This is a genomic window from Bacillus sp. 11C (assembly GCF_055486375.1).
This window is the reverse complement of record NZ_JBUPVZ010000001.1, coordinates 99,707-114,224: the sequence shown is the minus strand read 5'-3', so window position 1 is coordinate 114,224 and position 14,518 is coordinate 99,707. Positions and strand designations below refer to the sequence as shown.

Below are 14,518 nucleotides of genomic sequence, written 5' to 3'. Positions count from 1 at the left end.
AGGGAGAGAATCAACATGGGTAACGATAGTGTAAAAGATAAAATGAAAGGCGGCTTCAATAAAGCCAAAGGAGAAGCGAAGGATAAAGTCGGAGATATGACCGATAAAGCGGATATGCAGGCTGAAGGCAAAAAAGATAAGGCAAAAGGCGAGATCCAAAAGGATATCGGGGAAGCGAAGGATAAATTCAATAAAGATTAATCATACGGAAGAGGCGGGAAACGATATGTTTCTTGCCTTTTTTTTGTGCGCTTGTTTGGATGTGTTAATAAATGTAACAAAAAAAGCAATCAATTTGGTTAAAGTATCTAAATTTTAAAAATATTCTTTGAATTATTGGCCCTCTTCTATATAATGATGACATGAAATGTTAACTTTTATTACATAAGCTGGTGGAATCACACAAAGGGAGGTTTTGAATGAAAAACAAAGGGGTTGGAATACAGGTTGTTTTTCTGTTGTTTCTGCTCATGGTTCTGATGACGGGATGCGCTGCGCCGAAGAAAGTGTCGGAAGCCAGCGGGGATGCGAAAAAAACAGTTGATATCGACACAAGCGGTGATTCAGTGAAGGTTGGGATTCTTCACTCGTTAAGCGGAACTATGGCGATCAGCGAAGTGTCCGTCCATGATGCGGAGTTAATGGCGATTCAAGAAATCAACCAAAAAGGCGGAGTTCTCGGCAAAAAGCTTGAACCCGTCGTGGAAGACGGCGCTTCAGACTGGCCTGTTTATGCGGAAAAAATGAGAAAACTGCTTCAGCAGGATAAAGCCGCTGCTATTTTTGGCGGATGGACATCAGCGAGCCGCAAAGCCATGCTTCCGGTTGTGGAGCAAAACAACGGGCTGCTGTTCTATCCGGTGCAGTACGAGGGAATGGAGTCATCACCTCATATTTTTTATACCGGAGCAACGACGAATCAGCAAATTGTTCCGGCTGTTGATTGGCTGCTGAAGAATAAAGGTAAGAAGTTCTTTCTGATCGGATCAGATTACGTGTTCCCGAGAACAGCCAATAAAATCATTAAAGCGCAGGTGAAAGCGGCCGGAGGAGAACTTGCCGGTGAAGAGTATACGCCGCTCGGCCACACGAATTACAGTACGCTCGTCAGCAAAATCAAAGAAAAACAGCCTGATGTCATTTTTAATACATTAAACGGCGACAGCAACGTGGCGTTTTTCAAACAGCTGAAAGATGCGGGCATCTCGGCTGACGATATGCCTGTCATGTCGGCAAGTGTCGCTGAGGAAGAAATTCGGGGGATCGGCCCTGATGTGCTAAAAGGACATTATGCGGTGTGGAATTACTTTCAGACAACCAATACGAGCGAAAATCAAACATTCGTGAAGAACTATAAAAAGATGAATGGCGATAACAGGGTGACGAGCGACCCGATTGAAGCTGGCTATAATGCGGTCTATCTCTGGGCAGCAGCTGTTGAAAAAGCGAAGTCCTTTGATGTCGATAAGGTGAAGAAAGCGGCTGACGGGATTGCATTCAAAGCTCCGGGCGGCACAGTGAAAATCGACGGAGATACACAGCATCTTTACAAAACGGTCAGAATCGGGCAAATCACGGGGGATGGACAGTTTAAAGAAGTATGGAACTCAGGTGATCCGGTAAAACCTGATCCGTATCTAAAATCGTACGATTGGGCAAAGGGGTTATCTAAATAAATCAAAGCCGTTTGCGGGAGAGGAGGCGGAACATGTCTGTCGTCATGACGCAATTATTTAACGGGATCAGTCTCGGTTCTATTTTGATTCTCATTGCGATTGGGTTGGCCGTTACATTCGGTTTGATGAACATGATTAATATGGCGCACGGTGAGCTGATTATGGCAGGAGCCTACACGACATATGTCGTTCAGCAGCTATTTATCAGCTATTTGCCGGCTTCCCTGTTTTCTTACTATTTTTTAATCGCAATCATCATGGCGTTTGCGATTGCGGCGCTTATTGGGATTGTCATTGAAAAAGTGATCGTCAGGCGATTATATGACCGTCCGCTCGACAGCCTTTTGGCGACGTGGGGAGTGAGCTTGATTCTGCAGCAGGCGGCCAGATCGATTTTTGGCGCGCCGAATGTGGCCGTCAAGTCTCCTGAGTGGCTGACGGGAGGAGTGACGCTGTTTTCCGTCACCTTTCCGTATAAAAGGCTGTTTATTTTGGCGCTTGTACTATTTACGCTTACGCTGCTCGGATTCTATTTGTTTAAAACTTCTGCGGGGCGGCGGATGCAGGCTGTCACGCTAAATCGGAGCATGGCATCGTGTCTCGGTGTATCTGTGAGAAAAACAGATACACTGGCTTTCGCTCTCGGAAGCGGACTGGCAGGTATCGCGGGGAGTTCACTTACATTGCTTGGCTCAATTGGGCCTACTCTCGGTTCATCTTACCTCGTTGATGCTTTCATGATCGTTATTTTAGGAGGAATCGGAAAATTAAAAGGCACCATTATAGGTGCGGTGACTGTCGGTTTGCTGAGCACATTCGTTGAGTATTCCACAAGTGCTACGATTGCCAAGGTTGTCGTGTTTGCATTTATTATTCTCTTTCTGCAATGGCGGCCTTCAGGTCTTGCGAGTGTCAGAACGAGATTACTTGATTAGGAGGGAACCGGATGAAGGGGTTTTCACAATTCAGTCCGTATCTGGTGATGTTTGCTCTTCTTATCGCCGCTCCGTTCTTGCTGCAGGAGTTTCGATTAGGGCTGTTGGCAAAGTTTTTGTGCTTTGCGATTGTAGCGGTCGGCATTTGCCTGATTTGGGGATATACAGGCATTTTGAGTTTGGGGCATGGCGTCTTTTTCGGATTGGGTGCTTACTGCATGGCTATGTATTTAAAAATAGAAGCCTCGCCGTCAGGCATTCCTGACTTTATGCAGTGGACAGGGGTCACTGAACTGCCGTGGATCTGGGCAATGTTCAGGAACCCTTTAGCTGCGATTGGCGCGGCTGTCACTGTGCCTGTCTTTCTGGCCTTTTTACTCGGTTACTTTACCTTCCGCAACAACATAAAGGGCGTTTATTTTTCGTTGATCTCTCAGGCTGTTGTTGTGGTGGTTGTCACATTGTTCATCGGCAGCCAGGGAATCACAGGCGGTACGAATGGCCTCACGAATTTCTATTCCATTTTCCAGTATTCTCTGGCCGATCCCGCAATGAAGCGGATTTTGTATTTTACGGCACTCTTTTTCCTCGGTGTTTCTGTCGTGCTCGCTTTGTTTCTGACGAGAAGCCGTTTTGGGCGGCTATTGCAGGCGGTGCGCGACGGAGAAAACAGAGTCCGTTTTTTCGGGTATCATTCCACCGTTTTTAAAGTGTTTATTTACTGTGTATCCGCTGCGATGGCGGGGATTGCAGGGATGCTGTTTGTGCTTCAGGACGGGATGATCTCGCCGGAAATGATGGGCATCATTCCTTCGGTGGAAATGGTGCTGTGGGTGGCGATCGGCGGCAGGCACTCCATTTTCGGGGCGGTGCTTGGCGCACTTCTAACGAACGGAATGAAAAGCTATTTAAGCGAATATTATCCTGACATTTGGCTGTACTTCCTCGGCACACTGTTTATCATCGTCGTGCTCTATATGCCAAAAGGGATTGTCGGGCTGTTCGAGAAGTTTATAAACCAACTGTCCTCCTCAAAAAAGAAAGGAGCGGCTGCTTATGAAACCGATACTTACCTGCCGTGACGTGAAGGTTAAGTTTGACGGGTTTTGGGCTTTGCGGGGCGCTGATATCAGTGTGCAGGAACGTGATATCCATTTTCTGATTGGGCCGAACGGCGCCGGAAAAACGACTTTGCTGGACATCATTTGCGGAAAAACAAAGCCGCATTCGGGTGAAGTTCTTTTTCAGGAAGCGGATGAATTGACAAAGACTCGGGAATATCAGATCGCGAAACTGGGGGTCGCCAGAAAGTTTCAGGCTCCGAGTGTCTTTACACGGCTGACTGTGTTTGAAAACCTCGAGCTTGCCATGAAACAGAAAAAAACGATTCTTTCATTGCTGACAGCGCGTATGACAAAAGAGCAAAGTGACAGGATGATAGACACCCTGAGGCTGATAGGGTTAGATGACAAGCGGGATCTAAAAGCCGGCAGTCTGTCACACGGACAGAAGCAATGGCTTGAAATCGGCATGCAGCTCGCCATGGAGCCAAAGCTTTTGCTGCTGGATGAACCGATTGCCGGCATGACGGGAAAGGAGCGGGAAAAAACCGGAGCCTTGCTTGAAGAGATCGCGAAAACGTGCTCTGTTCTGATTGTCGAGCACGATATGGATTTTGTGCGTTCGTTTTCCAGAAAAGTCACGGTCATGCATGAAGGCAAAGTGCTTTGTGAAGGATCGATGGATGACATCACAAGCAATGAAGAGGTGGCAGCGGTGTATTTAGGAAGGAGAAGTGTGTGATGATTACCGTCAGCAATGTAACATCCGGTTACGATCAATCGATGGTTTTGCACAGCCTCAGCATGATGGTTCGTCCGGGGCAGATTGTCGCTGTATTAGGCCGAAACGGAGTCGGCAAATCCACTTTGCTGAAAACAATCATAGGCCTGCTTCCGGCTAAACAGGGGGATATTCGTTTTAATCAAACGTTTGTTCAAAACGAAAAAGCGGAAACACGGGCAAGAGCGGGGATTGCGTACGTTCCGCAGGGAAGAGATATCTTTTCCTCCTTAACCGTTCGTGACAACCTGCTGCTCGGGGAGGAGCCGCTTCCGAAGAAAAAGCGGACGGGGCAGATCAAGGAAGAAATTTTTCAGTGGTTTCCAGTTTTAAAGGAGATGCTTGACCGCAAAGGCGGCGATTTAAGCGGAGGGCAGCAGCAGCAGCTTGCAATTGCCAGAGCGCTGATGGGGGATCCAAAAATTATTTTACTTGATGAACCAATGGAAGGAATTCAGCCGTCAATTGTCGAACTAATCAGACAAGTTATCGTAGAAATTGCCAGAAAAAAGGATATTTCTGTTATGTTAGTCGAGCACAGTCTGGAAAATGCGTTAACATGTGCTGACCACCTTTATGTGATCGACAGGGGAACGGTTATTGACGATGGGAAGGCCGATGAAGAAACGGCACGCCGCTTTGAAAGGCATCTTACTGTATGATTTTTATGCTGGAGTAAGGGAGGTGATGTCCCGCCTGCATGTTCCGTTAATTCACAGTAATCACATCTGCTTTATATGAAAAAAGAAGGAGGACTACAGATGAAACTGACACCGGTTGAACAAGAGAAATTGCTCATTTTTGCAGCGGGAGAACTAGCCAAACAGCGAAAGGAGCGCGGCGTTCTGCTGAATTATCCCGAGGCCGCCGCTTATATCACCTGCTTTATCATGGAAGGCGCACGTGACGGAAAGAGAGTGGCGGAGCTGATGGAAGCCGGCCGCCATGTGTTAACGGAAAAAGACGTGATGGAGGGTGTGCCTGAGATGCTCGACAGCATTCAGGTGGAAGCCACATTCCCTGACGGAGTAAAGCTTGTCACCGTACACCAGCCGATTTCTGCGGAGGTGACGTCATGAAGCCGGGAGCATTTCAAATTGCTGAGGGAACGATTACGATTAACGAAGGCCGCCAGACACGGGAGGTAACGGTGAAAAACACCGGATCACGCTCCATTCAGGTCGGTTCGCATTTTCATTTTGCGGAAGCCAATCGTGCATTATCGTTTGATCGTGAACAAACCATCGGCATGCGTATCGACATTCCGTCAGGCACATCGGTCCGTTTTGAGCCAGGTGAGGAGAAAACCGTCACGCTTGTTGAATTCAGCGGACGAAAAACAGTACGGGGACTGAACGGAATGGCCGATACATATATCGATGGACGCGGCAAAGAAAAAACGTTAGCCAACTTAAAACAAGCCGGCTGGATGGAGGGTGTAATCCGATGAAGATGTCACGGGAGCAATATGCTGAGCTGTTTGGTCCGACAACGGGCGATAAAATCAGATTGGGCGATACGGATTTATGGATCGAGGTTGAAAAGGATTTCACAGTATACGGTGAAGAAATGGTCTTTGGCGGCGGAAAAACGATCCGTGACGGCATGGGTCAAAACGGCAGAATCACAGGGAGAGACGGCGCTTTGGATTTGGTCATTACCAACGTCGTGCTCTTGGATTACTCAGGCATTGTTAAAGCCGATGTCGGTGTTAAGGACGGACGGATTGTCGGCGTCGGAAAAAGCGGAAACCCTGATATCATGGATGGAGTCGATCCGCATATGGTCATTGGCGCGGGTACAGAGGTGATTTCCGGTGAAGGCAAAATCTTAACAGCCGGAGGAGTGGATACGCACATTCATTTTATTTGCCCTCAGCAGATGGAAGTTGCGCTTTCTTCAGGTGTGACGACCCTTTTGGGAGGCGGGACAGGACCCGCTACAGGAAGCAAAGCGACAACATGTACGTCTGGCGCGTGGTATATGGCAAGGATGCTGGAAGCGGCCGAGGCGTTTCCGATCAATGTCGGCTTCTTAGGAAAAGGGAATGCATCCGATAAAGCGCCGCTGATCGAACAGGTGGAAGCAGGCGCCATCGGCCTTAAGCTTCATGAAGACTGGGGCACGACGCCAAGCGCCATCAAAACGTGTATGGAAGTTGTGGATGAGACTGATATTCAAGTCGCCATCCATACCGATACGATTAACGAAGCGGGCTTCCTGGAAAACACGCTCGACGCGATCGGGGACCGGGTCATTCATACCTATCACATTGAAGGAGCAGGCGGCGGCCACGCTCCGGATATTATGAAGCTCGCCTCTTACGCAAACATTCTGCCGTCATCCACAACGCCAACCATTCCTTATACTGTTAATACGATGGAGGAGCATCTTGACATGATGATGGTCTGCCACCATTTAGATGCGAAAGTGCCTGAAGATGTGGCATTCAGCCATTCCAGAATCAGGGCTGCGACCATTGCGGCAGAGGATATTCTCCATGATATCGGCGCGATCAGCATGACATCATCGGATTCCCAAGCAATGGGGCGGGTCGGTGAAGTGATCATCCGAACGTGGCAGGTAGCCGACAAAATGAAAAAACAGCGCGGCGCTCTTGCCGGCGAAAACGGAAACGACAATGTGCGAGCAAAACGCTACATTGCCAAATACACGATTAATCCAGCAATTACTCATGGGCTCAGCCATGAAGTCGGCTCGGTGGAAAAAGGGAAGCTTGCTGATCTCGTTTTGTGGGACCCGGTATTTTTTGGCGTTAAGCCTGAACTGGTCTTAAAGGGCGGCATGATTGCACGTGCGCAAATGGGAGATCCGAACGCGTCCATTCCGACGCCTGAGCCGGTATTTATGCGCCAAATGTACGCGTCATACGGAAAAGCCAACCGCTCAACATCCATTACATTTATGTCTCAGGCAAGCATTGAGCGGGGTGTGGCGGAAAGTTTAGGGCTGGAAAAAAGAATTTCTCCTGTCAAAAATATCAGAAAGCTCAGCAAGCTGGATATGAAATTGAACTCAGCTTTGCCGAAGATCGAAGTGGATCCAAAAACCTATCAGGTCTTCGCTGACGGAGAGGAACTGTCTTGCCAGCCTGTCGATTATGTTCCGCTTGGACAAAGATATTTCTTATTCTGACAAGACACGGCCGGGGTGCATCCGGCCGTTCTATTGACTAAAAACGGTACACACGAACCCCGTAATTAGTGTATATTAGATGTTGACAAACGAATCAAATGTAACTATTATAGTTACAACGGTGGTGAAAAACATGATTAACAGCCGTCTTGCTGTTGCCATTCATATTTTATCCCTCATTTCGATGGATGAAAAAGAGTCTTCAGAAATCATCGCTGGCAGCGTCAACACCAATCCGGTTGTCGTGCGAAGAATGATCAGCCTGCTGAAAAAAGCGGATATTCTCACATCACGCGCCGGGGTGCCGGGTGCAAGACTCAAAAAAGATCCGGCTGATATTTCTCTTTTAGAAGTATATCGAGCTGTCCAAAAGCAAGATGAACTCTTTGCGGTCCATGAAAACCCGAATCCGAACTGTCCGGTAGGGAAAAAAATTCAGAACGCACTGGATGAAACTTTTGAAAGTGTGCAAAAAGCGATGGAGAATGAACTGGCAAGCAAGTCATTAAAAGATGTTATGAATCATCTCTTTTAATCAAAAAGGGATGACTTCTCACCACCAACATGTAACTAAAGCAGTTACAATAAGGAGGACATGAAAAATGAAAATTGGAATTATCGGTGCAAGCGGAAAAGCAGGAAACGAGATTTTGAAAGAAGCGAAAACAAGAGGGCATGAAGTAACTGCCATCGTCCGAAACGCTTCAAAAGTGAAGGAACAGGATATAGCGATTTTGGAGAAAGATGTGTTTGAACTGACTGCAGAAGACATCAAGCCTTTCGATGCGGTCGTCAACGCTTTTGGAGCAGCGGCTGGTGAGGAACATCTTCATGTTGAGGCGGGCAGAAAACTAATCAGCATCTTAAAGGACGCGAAAAACACAAGATTGCTAGTTGTTGGCGGAGCAGGAAGCCTGTTTGTTGATGAAGCCAAAACAATCCGTTTAATGGATACACCAGAATTCCCGAAAGAATATGTGCCGACTGCATCAAACCAAGGGGAGAACCTGAATGATTTGCAGCAGACAGACTCCGTTTCATGGACGTTCCTCAGCCCTGCGGCATTTTTTGATCCGGCAGGAAAACGGACGGGTTCTTATCAAAAAGGAAAAGACAATGTCATCGTTAACGCAAAAGGCGATAGCTATATCAGCTATGCGGATTATGCTATTGCTGTAGTGGATGAGCTTGAACATCCTGCACACAAAAATGAACGCTTTACAGTGGTAAGCGAAGCGGAATAATAAAAAACCCGGAGTTTCCTCCGGGTTTTTCTGATTAATAAGTGCTGTACGTATCATAATCGCTGAAAAGGCCGTCAGCAATCCCAAGCATTAAGAAGACGAAGAAGGCGATAATCGCAAGAATAGATACAGCAATGCTTACGATTAAATAAATCCCTTGCATCTTCACAAACTTCGCGTAATTCTCCAGCATTAAGTCTTCAGACTGTCCGCTGTTGTGGTCAGCCATTTGTCCTGCTTCTTTAGCTGACCGCATCAAAAAGATTCCAGCGATAATTTGCAGTACGCCCGGCACGGCACCGATTAGAAAAAAGAACGCGCCTGAAAGCGCGGTAAGAGCGCCCATAATAATAAATAAAATGCCTGTTGCTTTCCCCCATTTCGCAATGCTTACGAGGGTTTTGTTCATTGTTTCAGGATTCATGTACACTGGCTCCCCTTTACAAAAAAATACTCACTTTTCTTTTATACACTATTTGTGAGAAGTTTTGTATATCAAAATTAACAATTTTGGGGTTGACCCTGACGTTACGTGATTGTTTACGATAAAAGACGAGGAGGCGGAAAATATGAAATATCAGGTCAAACAAGTGGCGGATATAGCGGACGTCAGCATTCGGACTCTTCATCACTATGACGATATTCAGCTTCTGAATCCTTCAACGGTTACTGACGCGGGATACCGTTTATACAGTGATTCAGATCTAGAAAGACTGCAGCAGATTTTATTTTTTAAGGAAATAGGTTTTCGTTTGGATGATATTAAAAAGTTGCTGGATCATCCGAATTTTGACCGGAAAGAAGCGCTTCAATCGCAAAAGGATATGTTGATGAAGAAAAAACAAAGAATGGAAGAGATGATTCAAACGATTGACAGGACGATTCAGTCCATTGAGGGAGGAGAACAAATGAATAAGCGGGATTTATTTGCCGGATTAAGCATGAAAGACATTGGAGAGCACCAGCAGACATACGCTGATGAAGTCAGAAAGCTCTATGGAAAGGAAATCGCAGAAGAAACAGAGAAGAGGACATCTGCATACTCAGCAGACGATTGGCGTACGATCATGGCTGAATTTGATTCGATATACAGACGAATCGCGGCGCGAATGGAGCACGGTCCCGGTGATGCAGAGGTTCAGGCCGCTGTGGGAGCGTTTCGCGACCATATTTGTCACTATCATTACGATTGCACGCTCGACATTTTCAGAGGGCTTGGAGAAGTGTATATCACTGACGAACGATTTACCGATTCTATCAATCAATATGGAGATGGCCTTGCCGCTTTTTTGCGAGAAGCGATGATCATCTACTGTGACTATCAGGAAAACCCCCGGCCATAAAGGCCGGGGGTTTGGCGCATCTTATAAAATCGGCGACAACAGCCGCGAGATGGATTCTTTCATTCGAATCCATAAGGGGCGCTGCAGGTATTCTTCATAGGTGTATTTTCTGGATACGAGCAAATCTTCTTTAAATGTAGAAACCAATTTTTTCGCAATGGAGATATCGTAAATAAATGCATTAACCTCAAAATTCAGCCTGAAGCTTCGGACATCGATGTTCGCTGTCCCGACTGATGCAATTTCGTCATCCACTACGATGGTTTTCGCGTGGATAAAGCCGTTATCATATATATAGACAGTGGCCCCGGCTTTCAACAGATCGCCGATGTACGAAAGTGTCGCCCAGTATACAAAGGCATGATCAGGCTTGTTCGGGATCATGATGTTGACATCAATGCCTGACAGGCACGCGATCCTTAAAGCATCGAGCAGGCTTGCGTCAGGGATAAAATAAGGCGTCTGAATTAAAATGGAACGCTTGGCATTCGAAATCATTTTAATGTAGCCGTTTTTAATTTGTTCCCATTCGGAATCCGGGCCGCTTGTGACAATCTGCATCCCGACGTTGCCTTTTGGGCCGTGATCAGGAAAGTGATTCGGAATATATGTCAGCGTATGGCGATGGGAAGCCTGGTTCCAGTCAAGGATGAAACGTGTCTGGATGGCGTGCACGGCGGTTCCTTGCAGCCGGATATGCGTATCACGCCAATAGCCGAATTTCGGATTAAGCCCGAGGTACTCATCTCCGACGTTAAATCCTCCGACATAACCGATCACTCCGTCTACGATGACAAGCTTTCGGTGGTTCCGATAATTCAGCCGCAAGTTAATCGGCCTGAGTTTTGAAGGAAAAAAGACCTCCACATGCCCGCCGGCCTCGCGGAGCTCTTTAAAAAACTTTTTTCTCAGTGTTCTGGACCCGAGTTCATCATATAGCACCCTGACCTGAACGCCTTCTTTCGCTTTTTGGATGAGAGCGTCCCGTAATTTTTTGCCTAATTCATCACCTTTATAAATATAATATTGTAAGTGGATATGATCCTTAGCCTTTGAGATGTCATGCAGCAGCCGCTGAAACTTATCCCGGCCGTCTGTAATCACGTCAACTGAATTATCCTCTGTAAACACAGCATGATTATTCATAATAAGCATATAAATTAAATCTTTATTATCAAATGTTGCCCGGTTGTTGAACTGAAATTGCCTGGTTTCTAAGTCTTCAAGCTGATGCTTCAGCAGCTTTTCGATTCCGATCTTTTTTCGGTCCTCCCATTGAAACAATTGCTTGCGCCTGAGATTATGGCCGAATAATAAGTATAAAATAAAGCCTAAAACGGGAATAAAGAAAAGAACAAGCAGCCAAGCCCAAGATGCGCTGGCATCGCGCCGTTCTTTGAAAATGACAATGATGGCCAAAAGAATATTCAAAATGAAAAAAAGTGATAAAAGGATGGAAGAAATACTCAATTTGTAACCCCGCTCATTCAATATTTATCAAGAAGATTGCCATTAGTATTCCATGATTAACAGCGATCTGATTCCCATTACAAATTATAACACTCCCATTTTAAAAGAATAAAGAGCGGCGCTCCAGATTCTTCGCCGAAAAGTCGGGCAGATTTCTTTAAAACCAGCTTGCACCTGCGTTAAAATAAACACATATGATAACGTTCGTGAAGCTTTGCAACATCAAATAAAGGGGGAGGATTACATGAACTTTTACAGAGTCGAACAAATGCCGGGGTTCATTAAAACAGAAATGCAAAAAATTCAAAAGGCCGTACAGCCTTTCATGAAGAAAACCGTCATTTACCGTTTTCTTGCTTTTCCGCTTGCAGCATTCTCTCTCTTTAATTTGGTCGCTTTTCTATTTCACGCTTCAGCAGACAGGGAGTCCTTGATCAGCGCAGGAATATTCGCCCTTCTGGCGGCGCTTGGATTAGCATTTTTCAAAGAAGCGGGCTACCAGCATAAACAGGTCCAAAAAACGGTTCGCATCTATATGCTGAACAGGATCAAAAAGAGCGACATCCTTTCAGAAGAGCGGAAAGACTCCTATACGCGCCAGATTAAGGAAGAACCGTTTGCGATGCGGAGTTTTGTGGAATTTTTGACTGAGGAAGACAGACGCAAGAAATTGTATTAAATAAGAACTGCACCCGGAATGTTAGGATTTTCCTGACAATCGGGTGTTTTTTTAGGAGACATACGGGATATGAACAGTCAAAATAAAAATGCACGGATTCGGTATGATTCCGAACTCATGCACCGTTTATTTTGGCGAGATATTACTTGTTCTCCGCTGGCAACCGTGTTGCTTTGTTTATTTCCTCCACTAGAGATGTCTGATCGATCCATTTGGTTGACACATTTTGATTTATTTTTGTAATGTGTTGGTTTTCTGATAAATAATCTCTTATCCGGCTGAAATAGAGCGGTTCGTTTTTGACATTCAGGTTTCGATATATTTGTTCAAACAGCTCTAAGTCTTTAGGTTCATCCAGTGTTAAACGCCATGATGGATAATGGAGTGCTTCTGGCAGGCTGACTTGATTGATGGAGAATAGGGAAGGATTGTTTAAAAAATAAAAAGAAAGATATTCTGTATGGGTTAACGGTTTTGGCTGCTGTACAAGCCGCTGAAGGGCTTCAACAGTAATGATATTACCGGAAATTCCTGCTGAACTTGAAAGCTCCTGAGTATAATCTGCTCCTTTTTGCAAGTGCCCGTCAATTAAATATTGAAGTACTTCAGGTGAAACTGCTGGGCAATCACCTGTCACACGGATAATAATATCGGCTTTTGTTAAAGCTGCGGCTTCAAGCATTCTTTCTGCAACATTTTCGGGGGCGCCTCTCACGATTCTGACCTTTCCGTTTAGAGTGAAACCTTCAAGCGGGTCGTCTTCAGGAAGATTTGACGTTGCCAACACAACTTCATGAACACCAGGGACAGCCAGGCAATTGATTAAACAGCGCTCAACAGAGGGGATTTCATAAATAGGGAGTAGCGCTTTTTTCGGCAAACGAGTCGATTTTAGCCGGCATATCACTGCAATCGCAATTCTTGGACTTTTTATTTCGTTTGATGTAATTGGCTGGTTTAACGATAAATCAGCAGTTGCTACTTGAGGAAATGAGTCCTCGGCTTGTAAAGGCATTAATGCATTCTTATTTCCGCATCTTTTGTAACTCGTTTTGTCCAGTGTAATGATTTCTCCTTTTTTTATATCCCGGTTGGCTGTCACACGTAATGATGAATCATGCAAATACTTTCTTTCGGATTCATTTACTTCAGTTGAACCAGCTGCAATTTGGGCCTGCTGGAGCTTTTCCGTCATCAGTTTGAATTCGTTTGGCTCAAGTGAAGAGTAATAATCAAACCCTTTAGCTGCCCGATTTAGGGTAATATGTTTTTCAATAACAGCTGCCCCTGAGAAATATGCATAGACAGGAAGGTCGGCCGCAAGCGGATGATCTGCGTCAATGTGATCCGCAAATCCAATTTGAACATTGTATCTATTTTTTAGGTGTTGAACTCGTTTTAGATTAATATCCTCTAATTTTGTCGGATACCCTTGAAATCCATGCATGAGAATGAGCTGATTTTTCATATGTTGTTTTACAAGCGACACCATCTGATCGATCTCATCTTCGTACCAACCCCCAACTCCAATGAGTACAGGCTTTTCGGTCATACCTATCGTTTTCATGATCTCTGTGGATTGAAGGATGGTTGTTGGAAGCTTTATGCCATCAATGTCATGTTGTAGGTGCAAAAAGAGCTCTGCCCCCCATGAATCGAAAATATCTACCCAAATTTCTAATCCAAGTCTTTTTCCATAAGCGACACAACTTTTCCATACATCTTCATTCAAAAACAGCTCGATATAAGACTCATAAGCAAAAAAACACGGTGTTGCAATACAGTCATACTTGAACCACTGAAATTTCACACCATCTGCTCCGCTTTCTGCAGCAGCCTTGATGAGTGTTTTGAGGTTCTCCTCTTTTCCTTGATGGGCGTTTGCAATTTCAGCAATGACTTTTACTTCTTCCGAAATGCTGTTACTTTCCAAATGCCTCGCTCCTTTATTTTTTATTGGGACAATCCTGCAGTGATCTGGCAGGTGCCACTTGACAAAGCTGTTTACAAAAAAAGACCAAGTCGTTTTATTAATTGTATGATTCCTTAAGAACTTGGTGTTTGCACCTGCCTGCTTTGTTTGGAAAATATAAACAAATTGAAGTGAAGTGTGAAAAATAGACAATTAAAAAAGGCACGGTTCCGTTTTATCTGGAACCCATGCCCGGTACTG

General features: G+C 45.4%; 16 protein-coding genes. 13 read left to right on the top strand and 3 right to left on the bottom strand.

Going from position 1 to position 14,518, the window contains the following annotated elements:
• The first annotated feature begins 15 nt into the window (after window positions 1–15).
• From ACY3LV_RS00570 to ACY3LV_RS00520, 11 genes are all read left to right on the top strand, one after another.
• Window positions 16–201 (top strand): CsbD family protein, encoded by a 186-nt coding sequence (locus ACY3LV_RS00570; protein ID WP_087992681.1) that lies wholly within the window; start codon window positions 16–18, stop codon window positions 199–201.
• Window positions 202–419: 218 nt separating this feature from the next.
• Window positions 420–1,676 carry an urea ABC transporter substrate-binding protein gene (gene urtA, locus ACY3LV_RS00565; protein WP_464863186.1) on the top strand — a complete coding sequence of 419 codons (1,257 nt, stop codon included), beginning with the start codon at window positions 420–422 and terminating at the stop codon, window positions 1,674–1,676.
• A gap of 32 nt (window positions 1,677–1,708) precedes the next feature.
• A complete protein-coding gene (urtB, locus tag ACY3LV_RS00560) occupies window positions 1,709–2,611 on the top strand; it encodes an urea ABC transporter permease subunit UrtB (protein WP_464863185.1) in 903 nt (300 codons plus the stop codon).
• Between the two features lie 11 nt (window positions 2,612–2,622).
• On the top strand, window positions 2,623–3,693 hold the full coding sequence (urtC, locus tag ACY3LV_RS00555; protein WP_464863184.1) for an urea ABC transporter permease subunit UrtC: 1,071 nt from the start codon (window positions 2,623–2,625) through the stop codon (window positions 3,691–3,693).
• Complete coding sequence (gene urtD, locus ACY3LV_RS00550) at window positions 3,668–4,414, top strand: urea ABC transporter ATP-binding protein UrtD (RefSeq protein ID WP_148962531.1); 747 nt, start codon at window positions 3,668–3,670, stop codon at window positions 4,412–4,414. Before urtC ends, urtD begins: the two co-directional genes overlap by 26 nt.
• Window positions 4,414–5,115: an urea ABC transporter ATP-binding subunit UrtE gene (gene urtE / locus ACY3LV_RS00545; protein ID WP_464863183.1), complete on the top strand. Its 702-nt coding sequence runs from the start codon at window positions 4,414–4,416 to the stop codon at window positions 5,113–5,115. Before urtD ends, urtE begins: the two co-directional genes overlap by 1 nt.
• Window positions 5,116–5,214: 99 nt before the next feature.
• On the top strand, window positions 5,215–5,532 hold the full coding sequence (ureA, locus tag ACY3LV_RS00540; RefSeq protein WP_148962533.1) for an urease subunit gamma: 318 nt from the start codon (window positions 5,215–5,217) through the stop codon (window positions 5,530–5,532).
• Window positions 5,529–5,903: an urease subunit beta gene (gene ureB / locus ACY3LV_RS00535; RefSeq protein ID WP_148962534.1), complete on the top strand. Its 375-nt coding sequence runs from the start codon at window positions 5,529–5,531 to the stop codon at window positions 5,901–5,903. Before ureA ends, ureB begins: the two co-directional genes overlap by 4 nt.
• Entirely contained in the window at window positions 5,900–7,609 is a 1,710-nt protein-coding gene (gene ureC, locus ACY3LV_RS00530; RefSeq protein ID WP_464863182.1) for an urease subunit alpha, read from the top strand. The genes ureB and ureC overlap by 4 nt, the downstream gene beginning before the upstream one ends.
• Before the next feature lie 133 nt (window positions 7,610–7,742).
• On the top strand, window positions 7,743–8,144 hold the full coding sequence (locus ACY3LV_RS00525) for an Rrf2 family transcriptional regulator (RefSeq protein ID WP_087992672.1): 402 nt from the start codon (window positions 7,743–7,745) through the stop codon (window positions 8,142–8,144).
• 67 nt (window positions 8,145–8,211) lie between these two features.
• Window positions 8,212–8,853 (top strand): NAD(P)-dependent oxidoreductase, encoded by a 642-nt coding sequence (locus ACY3LV_RS00520; RefSeq protein WP_464863180.1) that lies wholly within the window; start codon window positions 8,212–8,214, stop codon window positions 8,851–8,853.
• Between the two features lie 34 nt (window positions 8,854–8,887).
• Here ACY3LV_RS00520 and ACY3LV_RS00515 read toward each other — a convergent pair whose 3' ends face one another.
• On the bottom strand, window positions 8,888–9,277 hold the full coding sequence (locus ACY3LV_RS00515; RefSeq protein ID WP_148962537.1) for a DUF5362 family protein: 390 nt from the start codon (window positions 9,275–9,277) through the stop codon (window positions 8,888–8,890).
• Window positions 9,278–9,422: 145 nt separating this feature from the next.
• Between ACY3LV_RS00515 and ACY3LV_RS00510 the strand changes: the two genes are divergently transcribed.
• Window positions 9,423–10,196, top strand: coding sequence for a MerR family transcriptional regulator (locus tag ACY3LV_RS00510; protein WP_464863179.1), 774 nt, complete (start codon window positions 9,423–9,425; stop codon window positions 10,194–10,196).
• 21 nt (window positions 10,197–10,217) lie between these two features.
• Here the strand turns inward: ACY3LV_RS00510 and cls are convergent, their stop codons facing one another.
• Window positions 10,218–11,666 (bottom strand): cardiolipin synthase, encoded by a 1,449-nt coding sequence (cls, locus tag ACY3LV_RS00505; protein ID WP_087992668.1) that lies wholly within the window; start codon window positions 11,664–11,666, stop codon window positions 10,218–10,220.
• A gap of 244 nt (window positions 11,667–11,910) precedes the next feature.
• On the opposite strand from cls, the gene ACY3LV_RS00500 reads away from it, so the two are divergent.
• Window positions 11,911–12,345, top strand: coding sequence for a DUF5392 family protein (locus tag ACY3LV_RS00500; RefSeq protein ID WP_087992667.1), 435 nt, complete (start codon window positions 11,911–11,913; stop codon window positions 12,343–12,345).
• Between the two features lie 142 nt (window positions 12,346–12,487).
• Here ACY3LV_RS00500 and ACY3LV_RS00495 read toward each other — a convergent pair whose 3' ends face one another.
• Window positions 12,488–14,278, bottom strand: a complete 1,791-nt coding sequence (locus ACY3LV_RS00495) for an N-acetylneuraminate synthase family protein (protein ID WP_464863178.1) — start codon at window positions 14,276–14,278, stop codon at window positions 12,488–12,490.
• Window positions 14,279–14,518 lie beyond the last annotated feature (240 nt).

What these genes read in the sequence shown, in the direction of transcription:
- ACY3LV_RS00570 (WP_087992681.1), top strand. Translation starts at nt 16, where the DNA reads ATGGGTAACGATAGTGTAAAAGATAAAATGAAAGGCGGCTTCAATAAA.
- urtA (WP_464863186.1), top strand. Translation starts at nt 420, where the DNA reads ATGAAAAACAAAGGGGTTGGAATACAGGTTGTTTTTCTGTTGTTTCTG.
- urtB (WP_464863185.1), top strand. Translation starts at nt 1,709, where the DNA reads ATGTCTGTCGTCATGACGCAATTATTTAACGGGATCAGTCTCGGTTCT.
- urtC (WP_464863184.1), top strand. Translation starts at nt 2,623, where the DNA reads ATGAAGGGGTTTTCACAATTCAGTCCGTATCTGGTGATGTTTGCTCTT.
- urtD (WP_148962531.1), top strand. Translation starts at nt 3,668, where the DNA reads ATGAAACCGATACTTACCTGCCGTGACGTGAAGGTTAAGTTTGACGGG.
- urtE (WP_464863183.1), top strand. Translation starts at nt 4,414, where the DNA reads ATGATTACCGTCAGCAATGTAACATCCGGTTACGATCAATCGATGGTT.
- ureA (WP_148962533.1), top strand. Translation starts at nt 5,215, where the DNA reads ATGAAACTGACACCGGTTGAACAAGAGAAATTGCTCATTTTTGCAGCG.
- ureB (WP_148962534.1), top strand. Translation starts at nt 5,529, where the DNA reads ATGAAGCCGGGAGCATTTCAAATTGCTGAGGGAACGATTACGATTAAC.
- ureC (WP_464863182.1), top strand. Translation starts at nt 5,900, where the DNA reads ATGAAGATGTCACGGGAGCAATATGCTGAGCTGTTTGGTCCGACAACG.
- ACY3LV_RS00525 (WP_087992672.1), top strand. Translation starts at nt 7,743, where the DNA reads ATGATTAACAGCCGTCTTGCTGTTGCCATTCATATTTTATCCCTCATT.
- ACY3LV_RS00520 (WP_464863180.1), top strand. Translation starts at nt 8,212, where the DNA reads ATGAAAATTGGAATTATCGGTGCAAGCGGAAAAGCAGGAAACGAGATT.
- ACY3LV_RS00515 (WP_148962537.1), bottom strand. Translation starts at nt 9,277, where the DNA reads ATGAATCCTGAAACAATGAACAAAACCCTCGTAAGCATTGCGAAATGG.
- ACY3LV_RS00510 (WP_464863179.1), top strand. Translation starts at nt 9,423, where the DNA reads ATGAAATATCAGGTCAAACAAGTGGCGGATATAGCGGACGTCAGCATT.
- ACY3LV_RS00500 (WP_087992667.1), top strand. Translation starts at nt 11,911, where the DNA reads ATGAACTTTTACAGAGTCGAACAAATGCCGGGGTTCATTAAAACAGAA.